This window comes from Biostraticola tofi (assembly GCF_004343195.1).
GTDB lineage: Bacteria > Pseudomonadota > Gammaproteobacteria > Enterobacterales > Enterobacteriaceae > Biostraticola > Biostraticola tofi.
In genome coordinates, this window is record NZ_SMCR01000002.1 from 445950 (window position 1) to 462739 (window position 16790).

At 55.7% G+C, this 16790-nt stretch carries 12 protein-coding genes and 1 other annotated feature (1 of these 13 only partly in view); of the genes, 9 read left to right on the top strand and 3 right to left on the bottom strand.

The annotated features are described in order from the left end of the window. Positions 1-56, top strand: a sequence feature (Thr leader region); it begins 62 nt to the left of the window's first position. A gap of 26 nt (positions 57-82) precedes the next feature. From thrA to thrC, 3 genes are read left to right on the top strand one after another with little or no spacing between them, the layout of a single operon-like run. Next, positions 83-2542 carry a bifunctional aspartate kinase/homoserine dehydrogenase I gene (gene thrA, locus EDC52_RS06275; protein ID WP_131864463.1) on the top strand — a complete coding sequence of 820 codons (2460 nt, stop codon included), beginning with the start codon at positions 83-85 and terminating at the stop codon, positions 2540-2542. 1 nt (position 2543) lies between these two features. After that, positions 2544-3473 carry a homoserine kinase gene (thrB, locus tag EDC52_RS06280; RefSeq protein ID WP_131864464.1) on the top strand — a complete coding sequence of 310 codons (930 nt, stop codon included), beginning with the start codon at positions 2544-2546 and terminating at the stop codon, positions 3471-3473. A gap of 3 nt (positions 3474-3476) precedes the next feature. Beyond that, positions 3477-4766: a threonine synthase gene (thrC, locus tag EDC52_RS06285; protein WP_131864465.1), complete on the top strand. Its 1290-nt coding sequence runs from the start codon at positions 3477-3479 to the stop codon at positions 4764-4766. Between the two features lie 39 nt (positions 4767-4805). Here the strand turns inward: thrC and yaaA are convergent, their stop codons facing one another. Together yaaA and EDC52_RS06295 are read right to left on the bottom strand one after the other, a co-directional pair. Next, complete coding sequence (yaaA, locus tag EDC52_RS06290; protein WP_131864466.1) at positions 4806-5582, bottom strand: peroxide stress protein YaaA; 777 nt, start codon at positions 5580-5582, stop codon at positions 4806-4808. A 60-nt stretch (positions 5583-5642) separates the two neighbouring features. Further along, the gene (locus EDC52_RS06295) at positions 5643-7079 is read right to left on the bottom strand and encodes an alanine/glycine:cation symporter family protein (protein ID WP_131864467.1); all 1437 of its coding nucleotides are present in this window, start codon (positions 7077-7079) and stop codon (positions 5643-5645) included. Between the two features lie 210 nt (positions 7080-7289). On the opposite strand from EDC52_RS06295, the gene tal reads away from it, so the two are divergent. The 6 genes from tal to nhaA all read left to right on the top strand — a co-directional run bounded on the left by tal (position 7290) and on the right by nhaA (position 15267). Further along, entirely contained in the window at positions 7290-8243 is a 954-nt protein-coding gene (gene tal / locus EDC52_RS06300; protein WP_131864468.1) for a transaldolase, read from the top strand. Between the two features lie 116 nt (positions 8244-8359). Further along, positions 8360-8938 (top strand): molybdopterin adenylyltransferase, encoded by a 579-nt coding sequence (gene mog, locus EDC52_RS06305; protein WP_131864469.1) that lies wholly within the window; start codon positions 8360-8362, stop codon positions 8936-8938. A 103-nt stretch (positions 8939-9041) separates the two neighbouring features. Continuing rightward, entirely contained in the window at positions 9042-10361 is a 1320-nt protein-coding gene (locus EDC52_RS06310; protein ID WP_131864470.1) for an MFS transporter, read from the top strand. A gap of 383 nt (positions 10362-10744) precedes the next feature. Further along, entirely contained in the window at positions 10745-12652 is a 1908-nt protein-coding gene (gene dnaK, locus EDC52_RS06315; protein WP_131864471.1) for a molecular chaperone DnaK, read from the top strand. A 110-nt stretch (positions 12653-12762) separates the two neighbouring features. Next, entirely contained in the window at positions 12763-13884 is a 1122-nt protein-coding gene (gene dnaJ / locus EDC52_RS06320; RefSeq protein WP_131864472.1) for a molecular chaperone DnaJ, read from the top strand. A 183-nt stretch (positions 13885-14067) separates the two neighbouring features. Beyond that, the gene (gene nhaA, locus EDC52_RS06325; protein WP_131864473.1) at positions 14068-15267 is read left to right on the top strand and encodes a Na+/H+ antiporter NhaA; all 1200 of its coding nucleotides are present in this window, start codon (positions 14068-14070) and stop codon (positions 15265-15267) included. Positions 15268-15545: 278 nt separating this feature from the next. On the opposite strand, the gene EDC52_RS06330 is transcribed toward nhaA, so the two are convergent. After that, on the bottom strand, positions 15546-16763 hold the full coding sequence (locus tag EDC52_RS06330; RefSeq protein ID WP_196237746.1) for an MFS transporter: 1218 nt from the start codon (positions 16761-16763) through the stop codon (positions 15546-15548). Between the last annotated feature and the right edge of the window lie 27 nt (positions 16764-16790).

Consider the following 16790-nt stretch of genomic DNA (forward strand, 5'->3'; position numbering starts at 1 on the left):
CGCGTAAAGGATAAACAGAAAAAAGCCCGCACCTAACCAGTGCGGGCTTTTTTTTAAGCGCTAATCCAGGAGAAAACCAGAAATGCGAGTACTGAAATTCGGTGGCACGTCAGTCGCCAACGCGGAACGTTTCTTACGCGTTGCGGACATAATTGAAAGTAATGCTCGCCAGGGACAGGTAGCCACCGTGCTTTCCGCACCCGCCAGAATTACTAACCATCTGGTGTCAATGATTGACAAGACCCTGACCGGCATGGATATCCAGCCGACAATGAACGATGCTGAAATCATCTTTACTTCATTACTACAGGGGCTTAAAGACGCTCAACCAGGCTTTGCCTATCAGGAACTGCAGCTGTTTATCGCGCAGGAGTTTGCCCAGCTCAAACAACTGTTGCACGGTATCAGTCTGCTGAAACAGTGCCCGGACAGCGTAAACGCGGCCATTATCTGCCTGGGTGAAAAGTTGTCAATTGCCATCATGGAGGCGGTGTTGCAGGCGCGCGGTTACCAGGTAGCGGTTATCAATCCGGTCGAAAAACTGCTGGCCCACGGACATTACCTCGAGTCTGCCGTCGATATCGCCGAATCGACCCGACGGATTAATGATGCCGCTATTGCAGAGGACCAGCTTATCTTGATGGCCGGATTTACCGCCGGTAATGACCGAGGCGAACTGGTGGTCCTGGGGCGCAACGGTTCTGATTATTCTGCCGCCGTGCTGGCCGCCTGCCTGCGGGCTGATTGCTGTGAAATCTGGACCGATGTGGATGGCGTCTATACCTGCGATCCCCGGCAGGTACCTGATGCCCGACTGCTGAAGTCGATGTCTTATCAGGAGGCGATGGAGCTTTCCTATTTCGGCGCCAAAGTCCTGCATCCCCGTACCATCGCTCCGATTGCCCAGTTCCAAATCCCTTGCCTGATAAAAAACACGTCTAATCCCCAGGCGCCGGGCACGCTGATAAGCCAAGCCAGCCTGGACAATGATAATCCGGTCAAAGGCATCACCCATCTGAATAATATGGCGATGATCAATGTCTCCGGCCCGGGGATGAAGGGGATGATCGGCATGGCAGCCAGGGTGTTTGCCGCCATGTCGCGCGCGGGGTGTTCGGTGGTGCTGATAACTCAGTCCTCTTCCGAGTACAGCATCAGTTTTTGCGTGCATTTCCATGAGCTGAACGCTGCGAGCAAGGCGCTGGAGGAAGAGTTTTATCTTGAACTCAAAGATGGCTTGCTGGAACCGCTGGATGTGATCAGCCAATTGGCGGTCATTTCAGTGGTCGGCGATGGCATGCGTACCCATCGCGGCCTGTCCGCCAAACTCTTCGCCGCCCTGGCGCGCGCCAATATCAATATCGTCGCTATTGCCCAGGGATCTTCCGAACGATCCATATCGGTGGTAGTGGATAACGACTGCACCACAACCGGAGTCCGGGTGGCGCATCAGATGCTGTTTAACACGTGTCAGGTTATCGAAGTATTTGTTATCGGCTCCGGTGGTGTCGGCGGGGCGCTGATTGAACAAATCCATCGCCAGCGCCAGTGGCTGAAAGATAAACATATCGATCTTCGCGTCTGCGGCGTGGCCAACTCGCGCGCCATGCTGACCAATGTTCACGGCATTGCTCTTGATAGCTGGCGCCAAGAGCTGGCTGATGCCCGCGAGCCCTTTAATCTCGGCCGGCTGATTCGACTGGTCAAAGAATATCACTTGCTGAATCCGGTTATTGTCGATTGTACCAGCAATGAAGCGGTGGCCAGTCAGTATGCTGATTTTCTGTCCGACGGCTTCCATGTGGTGACACCGAACAAAAAGGCCAACACTGGCTCAATGCATTATTACCAGCAGATGCGGGCCGCCGCCGCCTCCTCCAGGCGCAAATTCCTGTATGACACCAATGTGGGCGCCGGTTTGCCCGTCATTGAAAACCTGCAGAATTTACTGAATGCCGGTGATGAACTGGTTCGCTTTTCCGGTATTCTTTCCGGGTCGCTGTCGTTCATTTTCGGTAAACTGGATGAAGGGGTTTCCCTGTCCGAGGCGACACTGGCCGCCAAGGCCCTGGGCTATACCGAGCCTGATCCGCGAGACGACCTCAGCGGAATGGATGTCGCGCGCAAGCTGCTTATCCTGGCGCGGGAAGCGGGCTATCAGTTGGAGTTAGACGATATCGACGTCCAGCCTGTGCTGCCGGCGGAATTCACCGCCAATGGCGATGTGAACGATTTCCTGGCCAACCTGCCCAGGCTGGATGATGCTTTTTCCACCCACGTTGCCCAGGCAAGGGATGCCGGCAAGGTGCTGCGTTACGTGGGAAGCATAGATAACGGCCGTTGTGCGGTGAAAATCGAGGCGGTGGACGGCAACAACCCATTATATAAAGTGAAAGACGGTGAGAACGCGTTGGCATTCTACACTCGCTACTATCAGCCGCTGCCGCTGGTGCTACGTGGTTACGGCGCCGGTAACGATGTTACTGCCGCAGGGGTATTCGCCGATTTATTGCGCACACTGTCATGGAAGTTGGGAGTATAAAATGGTTAAGGTGTATGCACCGGCTTCAATAGGCAATGTAAGCGTAGGATTTGATGTTCTGGGCGCGGCGGTGACGCCGGTTGACGGCACGCTGCTGGGCGACTGCGTGTCGGTTGAAGCAGCGGCGACCTTCAGTTTGGCGAATGAAGGGCGTTTCGTTGATAAATTGCCCGCCGAAGAGCGGGAGAATATTGTTTTTCAATGCTGGGAGCGCTTTTGCCAAACCATCGGAAAAACCATTCCGGTGGCCATGCGGCTTGAGAAAAACATGCCTATCGGCTCCGGCCTGGGGTCAAGCGCGTGCTCGGTGGTGGCGGCATTGGTCGCGATGAATACGTTCTGCGAGCATCCGCTGTCCGAAAACCAGATGCTGGCGTTGATGGGAGAAATGGAAGGCCGCATTTCCGGCGGCGTGCATTACGATAATGTGGCGCCCTGTTTTCTGGGGGGTATGCAACTGATTCTGGAACAGCAGGATATCATCAGCCAGCAGGTGCCGGGTTTTGCCGACTGGTTATGGGTCATGGCTTATCCGGGCATCAAGGTCTCTACCGCCGAGGCGAGGGCTATTCTACCGGCTCAATATCGCCGTCAGGATTGTATCAGCCACGGTCGCTACCTTGCCGGTTTTATCCATGCCTGCCATAGCCAGCAGCCGGCGCTGGCCGCGGCTCTGATGCAAGATGTGATTGCCGAGCCTTACCGCACCCGCTTGTTGCCTGGCTTCGCCCAGGCCCGCCAAGCGGTCGCCGATATCGGTGCGCTGGCCTGCGGCATTTCCGGCTCCGGCCCCACCCTGTTCGCGGTCTGCGATCAGGAAGACACCGCCAGGCGCACTGCCGACTGGCTTTCACAGCATTACCTGCAAAATGATGAAGGTTTTGTTCATATCTGCCGCCTGGATACCACCGGCGCGCGAGTGATGGGATAACTTATGAAACTTTATAATATCAAGGATCACAACGAGCAGGTCAGCTTTGCCCAGGCCATCAAGCAGGGGCTGGGACGTCAGCAGGGACTGTTTTTTCCGCTGGACTTACCTGAATTCAGCCTGACTGAAATCGACCAGTTGCTTGAACTGGACCTGGTGACGCGCAGTGCGCGGATTCTGTCGGCTTTTATTGGCGATGAGATCCCGCTTGAGGTCATTGAGAAACGTGTCAACGCCGCTTTCGAATTCCCGGCACCGGTGGTCGGCGTCAGCGAAGATATCGCGGCACTGGAGCTGTTCCATGGCCCGACCCTGGCGTTCAAGGACTTCGGCGCACGGTTTATGGCCCAGATGCTGACTGAGGTGGCTAAAGGCCAGCCGGTCACTATCCTGACCGCGACGTCCGGCGATACCGGCGCAGCCGTAGCTCATGCGTTCTATGGCCTGGAAAACGTGCGGGTGGTCATCCTTTATCCCAAGGGCAAAATCAGCCCGCTGCAGGAAAAGCTGTTCTGCACCTTGGGAGGCAATATCCACACGGTGGCGATTGAAGGCGATTTTGACGCGTGCCAGGCGCTGGTGAAGCAGGCGTTTGATGATGAGCCGCTGAAAAAGCAACTGGGGCTTAATTCCGCCAACTCCATCAATATCAGCCGACTGCTGGCGCAGATTTGTTATTATTTCGAAGCGGTAGCACAGCTGTCTCAGCAGCAGCGCAATCAGCTGGTGGTCTCGGTACCGAGCGGTAATTTCGGCGACCTGACCGCCGGCCTGCTGGCTAAATCACTGGGTCTGCCGATAAAGCGTTTTATCGCCGCCACCAATGCCAATGATACCGTGCCGCGTTTTCTGGCGGCCGGCGATTGGCTGCCCAACGTGACGGTCGCCACATTGTCCAATGCCATGGACGTCAGCCAGCCGAATAACTGGCCGCGGGTGGAAGAACTGTTCCGCCGCAAGAACTGGCGTTTGGACAGCCTGGCCTATGGTGCGGTAGATGACGAAACCACCCGCTCGACCCTGCGCGAACTGGCCGGGCTGGGGTATATTTCCGAACCTCATGCCGCCATTGCCTATCGTTTGCTGCGCGACCAGTTGCAGCCCGGCGAGTACGGTCTGTTCCTGGGCACCGCCCATCCGGCCAAGTTCAAAGAATCGGTGGATCAGATCCTCGGCCAGACGCTGCCGTTGCCGCAACCATTGGCTATCCGTGCCTCGCTGCCGCTGCTCTCCAGGGAGTTATCGGCCGATTTCAGCCAACTGCGCCAAGTGCTGCTAGACCTGCCGCAGTAACTCTGTGAGCCCGCCCACTGGGGCGGGCCTTTCATGGGACTAGCGTTGTTCGGCACGCTTGAATATCCATTCGCTGTCGCTGGACTCTTCGCCATGGAACCGATAGCCACCCTCGGTAAAATCCCGCAATTGCTCTGGCCGGGTCAGGCGCTGTTTAATCACAAACCGACTCATCATGCCGCGCGCTTTTTTCGCATTAAAGCTGATGATTTTATATTTGCCGTTTTTTTCATCCAGGAACACCGGGGTAATAATCCGACCGGACAGTCGACGGGTCTTCACCGCCTTGAAATACTCCTGCGAGGCCAGGTTCAGCAAAATATCGTCGCCCTGGACCGCCAGTGCCTGGTTAAGCATTTCTGTCAACCGTTCTCCCCAGAAATGATATAAGTCCGGGCCAGCGGGATTGGCCAGGCGTATACCCATTTCCAGACGGTAAGGCTGCATGAGGTCCAGCGGGCGCAGGATGCCGTAGAGCCCGGAAAGCATGCGCAGATGGGTCTGGGCAAAATCAAAATCCTGCTCGCTGAAGCTTTCGGCCGCCATGCCGGTGTAAACATCGCCCTTGAAGGCCAGAATGGCCTGGCGGGCATTGTCCGGTGTGAAATCAGCTTGCCATGACTGAAATCGGGCTGCGTTGAGGTCCGCCAGCTTATCGCTGATGCCCATCAGGCGAGATAAGTGCGCCGGCGTCATTTTGCGGCAGAGGTCAATCAGTTTTTCAGACTGCGCCAGCAGCTCCGGCTGGGTATAGCGGCGGGTGGCCAGCGGAGTTTGGTAATCCAGCGTTTTAGCCGGGGAGACAACCATCAACATAGTATTCATGTCCTGTCAGTAATTCACCCGGATACAGCAAGCCGTATCTGCGGGGTAGGATTATTTGGTGATTACCGGTTTTTCCCACATTCCGGGAGAAAGCTGTGCGGCGATACCGGGAAAATTAGCCCGGTAAAAGGTCGGCAGCTTGCCGACGCCGCGCTGGCTGTTATAGTCGCGAGCCAGCATCAATACCGTGTGCGACAGCAGCAATAATGCAATCAGGTTGGTCAGGCTCATCAACCCCATCGTCAGGTTGGCCAGTTGCCACAGCACCGGGATCTCCTCAAGGCAGCCGTACATGATCATCGCAAGCGTGGTCAAACGAAGCATCGGCACCAGCCGCCGGGGATGAAGTCTGAAAAAATGCAGGCAGCTTTCGGCGCAGACATAATTGCCGATTATCGAGGCAAATGAAAATACAAAAACCGCCAGGGTAACGAACAGCACGCTCCAGTGGCCGCTGACTGATAATAGGGACTGCTGGATAAGCCTGAAGCCTTGCATATCGGCACCGGCCCGGTCCAGGCTGCCGGAGGTCAGAATAATAGCGGCAGTCGCGCCGCAGATAACCAGCGTATCGATAAATACCGACAGCATCTGGATATAGCCGTGCGATGCAGGGTGGGGAGGCCATGCCCTGGCGGCGGCGCTGATATTGGATATCGAACCCATGCCGGCACCATTGGAAAACAAACCGCGCTGAATGCCCTGAAAAACCGCCTGGGCAACGGCAAAGCCGGCGATTCCGGAGGCGGCCGGCTCAAAGCCGAAAGCGCTGGTCAACACCAGAACCGCGACGTCAGGCAGCCGTTCTGCATGAGCGGCCATCACCCAAAGGGCCAGCAGCACATACAGCATCGCCATTGCCGGTACCAGCCATTGGCATAACCGCGAGATAAAACGCATGCCGGAAATAAACAGCAGCGCACTCAGGGCCAGCAATGCCAGGCCCGTGACCGGCCGACTGATACCCATCAGAGATTCCATTGACTGAGCAATGGCGTTGGCCTGCAGCGAGCTGAAGACACCGCCGTAGCCGCACAGCATAAACAGGGTGAATATCACCCCCATCCAGCGTAGCCCCAGGCCATGGGCCATATACCAGGCAGGCCCGCCACGGTAGTTGCCATCGGCATCGCGTACCTTGTACAACTGGGCCAGGGTGCTTTCCGCAAATGCCGTAGCCATGCCGGCCATGGCCGCCAGCCACATCCATACAATCGCGCCCGGGCCGCCCAGCGTCAGTGCCAGGGCGACACCCATCAGGTTGCCGCAGCCGATGCGTGCAGCCAGAGAAATGCATAATGCCTGGAAGGGCGATATACCTGACCGGTCTTCCGCTGCCGCGCCGTGGAGAATGGTAAACAGATGGGTAAAATGTCTGAACTGGATAAACCCGGAACGGGCAGTGAACCAGATACCGGTGCCGAGCAACAGATAAACCAGCACTGAATCCCACATCAGGTTATTTATAAAATCCAGCAGGTCAGCCATGGTTCCCTCGTCCCTGTCATTGCATCCGGCTCCGTTTGTTATGCCTATTGTAGCTGCGATGGCTCCGAATTAGGCGAAGAGATTATCTATGGCATTAACAGTCAGGAACAGTTGCCGTTCCCTTGCAGCGGCGATACCCCGTGGTATTATCGAAACAGGCGCTGTAATGCCGTCGGCATTACACATCATTAACAATGAGAAAATGCCCATATGAGTAATCAACTGAGTACCCTGCGTAACATGACCACTGTGGTTGCCGACACCGGTGATATCACAGCCATTAAACTCTACCAGCCCCAGGACGCCACGACCAATCCCTCGCTTATTCTCAATGCCGCTCAATTGCCTGAGTACCGCCAGTATATTGAAGATGCGGTCAGCTGGGCCCGTTCCCAAAGCAGCGACAAGGACGAGCAGATAAAATATGCCGCCGATAAGCTGGCGGTCACCATCGGTCTGGAGATCCTCAAACTGGTGCCGGGCCGGGTATCTACTGAAGTCGATGCGCGTCTCTCCTACGATACCGAAGCCAGCGTCGCCAAGGCCAAGAGCCTTATCAAACTGTATAACGATGCCGGCATCAGCAATGACCGGATCCTTATCAAGCTGGCGTCCACCTGGCAAGGCATCCGCGCTGCCGAGCAACTGGAAAAAGCCGGTATCAACTGTAATCTGACGCTGCTGTTTTCTTTCGCCCAGGCTCGCGCCTGCGCCGAAGCAGGCGCCTATCTGATATCTCCTTTTGTCGGCCGTATCCTGGATTGGCATAAAGCCAACGGCAAACAGCAGGAATTTGCGCCTCAGGAAGATCCGGGCGTGATTTCAGTGACCGAAATCTATCACTATTACAAACAGCATGGCTATGAAACCGTGGTCATGGGCGCCAGTTTCCGCAACAGCGGTGAAATCCTGGCGCTGGCCGGCTGCGATCGCCTGACCATCGCCCCTGCGCTGCTTAAAGAACTGGCCGAAACCCAGGGCAATGTTGAACGTAAACTATCTTTTACAGGCCAGGTGAAGTCCCGTCCGGAAACAATGACCGAAGCGGAATTTTACTGGCAGCATAATCTGGATCCTATGGCGGTCGATAAACTGGCCGACGGCATTCGAAAATTCGCCGTAGACCAGGAAAAGCTGGAAGCGATGATAAGCGAACTGCTGTAAAACGCGTGACAGAGGTGGCCGGTCATCGGGCCGGCTGCTCTTGCCCTTGGCTTGCCCAGGGCGGTTAATAAGCTATTAACGCTTGATGCCGCCCTGTTTCTGACGAGTAATTAAATATGAATACCTGCCGCATAGGCCTGGTGTCGGTATCGGATCGCGCCACGCAAGGGGTTTATCCTGACCAAGGGATCCCAGCGCTTGAAGACTGGCTCAGCAGCGCTTTAGCCACGCCTTACGTAGTTGAAAGCCGCCTGGTGCCGGATGAGCAGCCGCTGATTGAGCAGGTGCTTTGTGAACTGGTAGATCAGTTGGACTGCCATTTGATATTGACTACCGGCGGCACCGGACCGGCACGGCGGGATGTCACCCCGGATGCGACCCTCGCCATCGCGGACCGTGAAATGCCGGGCTTTGGGGAGCAGATGCGACAGATTAGCCTGCACTTCGTGCCCACCGCCATCCTGTCGCGTCAGACGGCCGTCATTCGCAAACAGGCGCTTATTATCAACTTGCCCGGCCAGCCGAAATCGATCAAGGAAACACTGGAGGGAGTGAAGGACAGCAGCGGCGCGGTGGTGGCAGCTGGGCTTTTTGCCAGCGTCCCTTATTGCATTCAATTGCTTGAGGGACCTTACATTGAAACTCACCCCGAGGTGATAAGCGCCTTCAGGCCGAAAAGCGCCCGCCGCCAGTAAAATATCCTTTCCTTCCGTGCAAATATATTTCCGTCTCAGTAAGGAAAAATTTACAAGCTATGATATATTTTTTCCCTCTTCATCTGGCTAAGCGCGAACCACTATGAAAGGCGAAAAACATCGCCGGTTAAACCGGCAGGATTACAAAACGCTTTCGCTTGCGGCATTGGGCGGTGCACTGGAATTCTACGATTTTATCATTTTTGTTTTTTTTGCCGGCGTGATGGGCAAATTATTTTTCCCGGCGGATATGCCTGAATGGCTTCGCCAGATGCAGACTTTCGGCATTTTTGCCGCCGGCTATCTGGCCAGGCCGCTGGGCGGCATCATCCTGGCACATTTTGGCGACAAGGTTGGACGCAAGAAGATGTTCAGCCTGTCTATCCTGCTGATGGCGGTGCCGACCCTTGCCATGGGGCTACTGCCGACCTACGCCAGCATTGGCATTACGGCCCCGGTGCTGCTGTTGCTGCTGCGCATACTGCAGGGCGCGGCCATCGGCGGCGAAGTGCCGGGCGCATGGGTATTTGTTTCAGAACACGTGCCCGCCAGACGAATCGGTTTCGCTTGCGGCACGCTGACCGCCGGACTGACGGTCGGCATCCTTCTCGGGTCGTTTATCGCTACGCTGCTTAACACCTTTCTCAGTCAGCAGGCCATTGCCGATGGCGGCTGGCGTATTCCGTTCCTGCTGGGCGGCATATTTGGCCTCGGAGCAATGTACCTGCGGCGCTGGCTCAGTGAAACACCGATCTTTATCGAGATGCAGGCCCGTAAAACCCTGGCGCAGGAACTGCCGCTCAAGTCAGTGGTCGTCAATCATAAAATGGCGGTCATGGTTTCCATGTTGCTCACCTGGCTGCTGTCGGCCGGGATTGTGGTGGTGATCCTGATGGCCCCGCTATGGCTGCAGCAGCAGGCTGGGGTAACGCCGGCGGTGTCGCTGCAGGCCAACAGCCTGGCGACCATTGCCCTGGCGGTAGGCTGCATTATCACTGGCCTGCTGATTGATCGCTTTGGCGCAGGGAAAACCTTCATCGTCGGCTGTGGGCTGCTGGCGCTCTTCAGCTGGCTGTTCTACCACTGCGATACATCCAATACCGCACAGTTATTCCTGGCCTACGGCTTGGCGGGATTCAGTGTTGGTGTGGTTGGCGGCGTGCCATACGTCATGGTCCATGCATTCCCGGCGGCGGTACGCTTCAGCGGTATCTCGTTTTCCTACAATGTGGCTTATGCCATTTTTGGTGGCCTGACGCCGGTAATGGTCACCATGATCATGAAGGTCACGCCAATGGCGCCGGCCTGGTATGTGCTTGGGCTGGCGCTGATGGGCATGGTGCTTGGCCTGTGCCTGCCTTCATCGCTGCGCCAACGTGCTGCTCTAGAGGCCCAGGTCAAAGCGGGTGAGCTTCCAGGCTGAAAACCCGCCAGCCGATAGACAGGCGGTTGATTCCCGGTCTCGCCGGAATGCAGACCGCAGACCGGCGGGAATTTTTTTAATAAAAAAAACAACCGCCCCAACCGATCATCCGCGTTCGGACCGCCGAATAAAAAGATTTAAAATCAATGAGCTACAAATTAATATCCATATTAATCAGGAAGTGGGGGATTTAACGGCATCAGTAATGTGGATTTTTTTTTACGCCGCCCCTTGATGCAGAGCTTGGCGACCCCATCTTATTTGCAACCAACGTTGTTTAACCTGCAGACAATCGAGCGCCGGGAGACTTGAAAACAAGCTTACCGGACGCATATCAGGTATACGACCACAACGAAAAATGACCTTTTAGTGGAGATGTTTAGATGGGTAAAATCATTGGTATCGACTTGGGTACGACCAACTCTTGTATCGCAATCATTGAAGGCACCAAACCGCGCGTGCTTGAAAACAGTGAAGGTGATCGTACCACTCCTTCAATTATTGCTTACACGCAGGATGGCGAGATTCTGGTTGGCCAGCCGGCTAAACGTCAGTCCGTCACTAACCCGCAAAACACCCTGTTCGCCATCAAGCGTTTGATTGGCCGCCGTTTTCAGGATGAAGAAGTGCAGCGTGATGTCAGCATCATGCCCTATAAAATCGTCGGTGCCGACAATGGCGATGCCTGGCTGGATATCAAAGGCCAGAAAATGGCGCCGCCGCAGATTTCCGCTGAAATCCTGAAAAAGATGAAGAAGACCGCCGAAGATTACCTGGGCGAGCCGGTTACCGAAGCGGTTATTACCGTTCCGGCTTACTTCAACGACACGCAGCGCCAGGCGACTAAAGATGCCGGTCGTATCGCCGGTCTTGAAGTCAAGCGTATCATCAACGAACCGACAGCGGCTGCGCTGGCCTATGGCCTCGACAAAGAAGTCGGCAACCGCACTATCGCTGTCTATGACCTGGGCGGCGGTACATTCGATATCTCCATCATCGAAATCGATGATGTTGACGGCGAAAAAACCTTTGAAGTGCTGGCGACCAACGGTGACACGCATTTGGGTGGTGAAGACTTCGACAGTCGTCTGATCAACTACCTGGTTGATGAATTCAAGAAAGATCAGGGTATTGACCTGCGCAACGATCCGCTGGCCATGCAGCGCCTGAAAGAAGCTGCGGAAAAAGCCAAGATCGAACTGTCTTCGGCTCAGCAGACCGACGTGAACCTGCCGTATATCACCGCAGATGCCACCGGTCCCAAGCATATGAACCTGAAAGTGACCCGCGCCAAGCTTGAGTCGCTGGTAGAAGACCTGGTCAACCGCACCATGGAACCGCTTAAAGTCGCGCTGAAGGACGCTGGCCTTTCCGTATCCGACATCAAAGACGTTATTCTGGTCGGGGGGCAGACCCGCATGCCGCTGGTGCAGAAGAAGGTCACCGACTTCTTTGGCAAAGAGCCGCGTAAAGACGTCAACCCCGATGAAGCAGTGGCTATCGGCGCTGCGGTACAGGGCGGCGTGCTGGCCGGTGATGTGAAAGATGTATTGCTGCTGGACGTGACCCCGCTGTCGCTGGGTATTGAAACCATGGGCGGCGTGATGACTGCGCTTATCAGCAAGAACACCACCATTCCGACCAAGCACAGCCAGGTGTTCTCCACTGCGGAAGATAACCAGTCTGCCGTAACGATTCATGTGTTGCAGGGCGAACGTAAACGCGCCAACGATAATAAATCGTTAGGACAGTTCAACCTGGACGGTATTTCTCCCGCGATGCGCGGTACGCCGCAAATCGAAGTCACTTTTGATATTGATGCCGACGGTATTCTGCACGTATCCGCCAAAGACAAAAACAGCGGGCGCGAGCAGAAAATCACTATCAAGGCTTCTTCCGGTCTGAACGAGGAAGAAATCCAGAAGATGGTGCGCGAGGCAGAAGCCAATGCGGAATCTGACCGCAAGTTCGAAGAGCTGGTACAGACCCGCAACCAGGCGGATCACCTGCTGCACAGCACCCGCAAGCAGTTGGAAGAAGCTGGCGACACACTGCCGGCAGAAGACAAGACCGCTATCGATGAAGCGCTGAAAGGTCTGGATACTGCGCTGAAAGGCGAAGACAAAGCTGAAATCGAAGCTAAGATGCAGGCGCTGATTCAGGTTTCCGGCAAGCTGATGGAAGCTGCTCAGCAGCAGGCGGCCGGCGACGCAGGCGCCGCGGGTAACGAAGCCGGCAAAGATGACGATGTGGTTGATGCCGAGTTCGAAGAAGTTAAAGATAAAAAATAATCGCCCTTGATCGGGCACGGCGGCGGTCATGACTATCGCCGCTGGCTACTGGCACGGGCGCGGGGGAAACCCTTCGCCCGTGCAAGCATGTTGAGGGGTAGGAAAAAACAATGGCGAAAGCAGACTATTACGAGATTTTGGGCGTTTCCCGGGAAGCGGAAGAGCGCGAAATCAAAAAGGCCTATAAACGCCTGGCGATGAAATTCCACCCGGATCGCAACCCAGGCAATGCAGAAGCCGAAGCCAAATTCAAAGAAATCAAAGAAGCTTATGAAATCCTGACCGACGCGCAAAAACGTGCGGCCTATGATCAATATGGCCATGCCGCCTTTGAACAGGGAGGCGGCGGCGGCGGTGCCGGCGGTGCGGATTTCAGCGATATCTTTGGCGACGTGTTCGGCGATATATTTGGCGGTAGCCGCCGTCAGCGCGCCAGCCGAGGTTCCGACCTGCGCTACAATATGGAACTCTCCCTGGAAGAAGCGGTTCGCGGGGTCACGCGGGAAATCCGTATTCCTACACTTGAAGAGTGTGATATCTGCCACGGCAGCGGTGCTCGTCCAGGCACATCAGCAGCCACCTGTCCTACCTGCCATGGTGCCGGCCAGGTGCAAATGCGGCAGGGCTTCTTTGCCGTTCAGCAGGCCTGTCCGACTTGCCACGGTAAAGGCAAGATCATCAAGGATCCCTGCACCAAATGCCACGGCCATGGCCGGGTAGAGAAGTCCAAGACGCTGTCGGTCAAAATCCCTGCAGGGGTGGATACCGGCGATCGCATCCGTCTGGCGGGTGAAGGCGAAGCGGGCGAGCAGGGCGCGTCGGCAGGCGATCTGTATGTTCAAGTCCAGGTGCGCAAGCATCCGATCTTTGAGCGTGAAGAGAACAACCTCTATTGTGAAGTGCCGATTAACTTTGCCATGGCAGCCCTGGGCGGAGAAATCGAAGTGCCGACGCTTGATGGCAGGGTCAAGCTGAAAGTACCGGCTGAAACCCAGACCGGCAAGCTGTTCCGCATGCGCGGCAAAGGCGTCAAATCGGTCCGCGGCGGCAGCCAGGGCGATCTGCTTTGCCGGGTGGTGGTTGAAACGCCGGTCAAGCTTAATGAAAAGCAGAAACAGCTGCTGCGAGAACTGGAAGAAAGCTTTGGTGGACCGAGCGGTGATCAGAATAGCCCCCGATCGAAGAGCTTCCTCGATGGCGTGAAGAAATTCTTTGACGATTTGACACGCTGATTCCACTATGTAATTGCTGATTCGTCCGCAGATCCCCGGTGTTATCCACCGGGGATTTTTTATTTTTGTGGTGTGGTTTGTAAAGTTAATTAATACATTCCGTCCACCGCCCTTTTTTGTTTACCTGTCGATCGTCATCGCGCACAATGCAGGAAATTTACAAAAACCAGGACGGTATTCCCGATGTCATTTTTTCGTCGATTCCTCGATCATGAGGCGTCCAGCGGCGTATTACTGATCATGGCAGCGCTGGTGGCGCTGATTATGGCCAATACCCCCGCCGCGCCGCTTTACGCCGCGATTATCCATTTTCCACAGGATCCCGCGGCCTCGGCACCGTCTCATTTTTCTCTGCTGTATGTCATCAATGACGCCCTGATGGCCGTGTTCTTTCTGATGGTCGGTCTGGAAGTCAAATATGAACTGCTGAAAGGAGCATTGGCCAGCCGCACCAAAGCCGCATTTCCGGCTATCGCGGCATTGGGCGGCATGGTTGCACCTGCACTTATCTATATGCTGATTAATCACAGCGAACCGGCCAACCATGATGGCTGGGCGATTCCCGCTGCGACCGATATCGCCTTTGCGCTGGGCGTACTGGCGTTGCTGGGTAAGCGGGTGCCTACCAGCCTCAAGGTGTTTCTGCTGGCGCTGGCGATCATCGACGATCTGGGCGCTATTGTGATCATTGCGCTGTTCTATAGCCATGACCTCAACCTGATGGCGCTGGCCGGCGCGGCGGTGGCTATCGGCGTACTGCTGGTGATGAACCGCAGCAATGTCCGTCCGGTAGGCCTCTATCTGCTGGTCGGGCTGGTGCTGTGGGTTTGTGTGCTGATGTCGGGCATACATGCCACCCTGGCCGGCGTAGTGGTTGGGGCACTGATCCCGTTATCATTGCCAGGTACCGATCATTCTCCAGGACGTGCGCTTGAGCATCGACTGCAGCCCTGGGTCAGCTATGCGGTGCTGCCGCTGTTCGCCTTCGCCAATGCCGGCATATCGCTGCTCGGGGTGACGCCGTCCCATCTGGTCTCTGTGCTGCCGGTGGGCATTGCCGCCGGGCTGGTGCTGGGTAAACCGATTGGCATTCTTTTATTCACCTGGGGAGCAATCAAGCTCGGTTTAGCCGGTTTGCCTACCGGGGTTAATTTCCGCCAGATAGCGGCGGCGGCAGTGCTGTGCGGTATCGGCTTTACCATGTCGATCTTTATCGCTACCCTGGCGTTTGGTCGCGCCGATCCTGAAATGATCATTCTTGCCAAAATGGGGATACTCGGTGGCTCGCTGATTGCCGCAGTGCTGGGATATGTGCTGCTGCGCCTGGCGCTGCCCCTGACTCAGGCGGTCCTCGGTAATCCAGGCGATCGGTCAAAAGGGTGAGAGGCAGTTTGCGGACACAAAAAAGTTTTGGTGTCATGCGTTTTATGAAAACAGCCTTATGGCCGGAAGTCTATATGGGGCACGGGTTTAGCTCTATTTCGGGCCGCAGCTCTCCAGAACGAAGAACGCGCAACCTTGGGCCGCGCGTTCGAGGGATGACCACCAGCGAAAATCGGCATCATCAGCTAGCTTCGGCGGCGATCTCTTCTCCTCTTGAGCCTGCTGCAAGGCGGTGAACACACGTGGCCTGTGTTCCAGAAACAGTTTTCCCGCGCGCGTCATTCGCTTGCAGCGACTTCCCTGCGCTCAAAGGAGCGCCCCAACGAAAACATGATCACTGCTCCAATTGCCATGGTTATTGAGGAATAGATAAAGAGGCCTGTCAGGCCTACTCCGTCAATCAGCAGGCCTCCCAGGATGCCTCCGCAGGCTATGGCGACTTGGAAGGCGGTGGAGTGAAGTGCGCCGGCAGGCTCCGCAAGGTCAGCTTCGGCAGCTGCGCGCGCATTCCAGATGGTCGTTGCAACGGGAAAACCACCATAGGCGCAACCCCAAATGGCTGTGGCAATCAAGGCTAGAGTCGGATGGGTTCCTGCAATGGCTAGAACCAGAATGCTTAGTGCAACTAGTGCCGATGAGCTCGCGATTGCAATCGCCGGACTGTGCTCGGCAATTTTGCTGCTAACCATATTCCCGATCAGCCCACCAATGCCAAAAACAAGCAGTGCCAACGATATTGTCGACACCTGAAGAACTGGTGAGATTTCCAGGAATGGACGAATGAACGTAAAAGCGGCTATGTGTCCGGACATGCCTATCAGTACGGTAGCAATTCCTAGAAGAACGCTGGGGCGCGCAATAACCTTTGCGAACTTTTCAATTGCCGAGGTGGACGTGGCGGGCAGTGACGGAAGCGTAAAAAACTGAATGACAAGCGTCACAAGACCAAGCGCGGCGGACAGAAAGAATGTTTCCCGCCAGCCCAATAATGATCCGAGAAATGCGCCTATAGACGGCGCCACGGTAATTCCTGCCGATATTCCCATGAGGATTATGGCCATTGCCCTTGGTACGAGCTGAGATGGGACAAGCCGTATCGCCAGCATGGTTAACATTGCCCAAAATCCGCCAATCGCAAAGCCCAACAGTGCGCGAGCAGAAAGAAGTATGACCATGTCGGTCGATAGACCTGTCAGAATGCTGGAAACTACCAAGGCCCCCATCAAAGTCCACAGTATTAGCCGGCGGTTGACGCGCCCGGCGGCAAGGATAAGCAGTGGGCCCGCCAAAGCGGCGGCGATACCAACAGCGGTAATGGTCTGCCCGATAGCGCCATTCGATACCTCTAGGTCATTTGCCATTGGTGTCAGCAAGCCGATAGGAAGCAGCTCTGCTGTCACGAGTACAAAAGCGCCCAGCGCCAATGAATAAACTGCGGGCCATGCAGCACGCTCTCTGGGCATGGTACGTGTGTCCAGTTCGGTTGTAAGTGGCATGAAAACACTCCAGACAGATTAAAAGAT

Coding starts and splice junctions, on each gene's coding strand:
- tal (WP_131864468.1), top strand. CDS start 7,290: ATGAGTAATCAACTGAGTACCCTGCGTAACATGACCACTGTGGTTGCC.
- dnaK (WP_131864471.1), top strand. CDS start 10,745: ATGGGTAAAATCATTGGTATCGACTTGGGTACGACCAACTCTTGTATC.
- nhaA (WP_131864473.1), top strand. CDS start 14,068: ATGTCATTTTTTCGTCGATTCCTCGATCATGAGGCGTCCAGCGGCGTA.
- thrA (WP_131864463.1), top strand. CDS start 83: ATGCGAGTACTGAAATTCGGTGGCACGTCAGTCGCCAACGCGGAACGT.
- mog (WP_131864469.1), top strand. CDS start 8,360: ATGAATACCTGCCGCATAGGCCTGGTGTCGGTATCGGATCGCGCCACG.
- yaaA (WP_131864466.1), bottom strand. CDS start 5,582: ATGTTGATGGTTGTCTCCCCGGCTAAAACGCTGGATTACCAAACTCCG.
- EDC52_RS06295 (WP_131864467.1), bottom strand. CDS start 7,079: ATGGCTGACCTGCTGGATTTTATAAATAACCTGATGTGGGATTCAGTG.
- thrB (WP_131864464.1), top strand. CDS start 2,544: ATGGTTAAGGTGTATGCACCGGCTTCAATAGGCAATGTAAGCGTAGGA.
- dnaJ (WP_131864472.1), top strand. CDS start 12,763: ATGGCGAAAGCAGACTATTACGAGATTTTGGGCGTTTCCCGGGAAGCG.
- EDC52_RS06330 (WP_196237746.1), bottom strand. CDS start 16,763: ATGCCACTTACAACCGAACTGGACACACGTACCATGCCCAGAGAGCGT.
- thrC (WP_131864465.1), top strand. CDS start 3,477: ATGAAACTTTATAATATCAAGGATCACAACGAGCAGGTCAGCTTTGCC.
- EDC52_RS06310 (WP_131864470.1), top strand. CDS start 9,042: ATGAAAGGCGAAAAACATCGCCGGTTAAACCGGCAGGATTACAAAACG.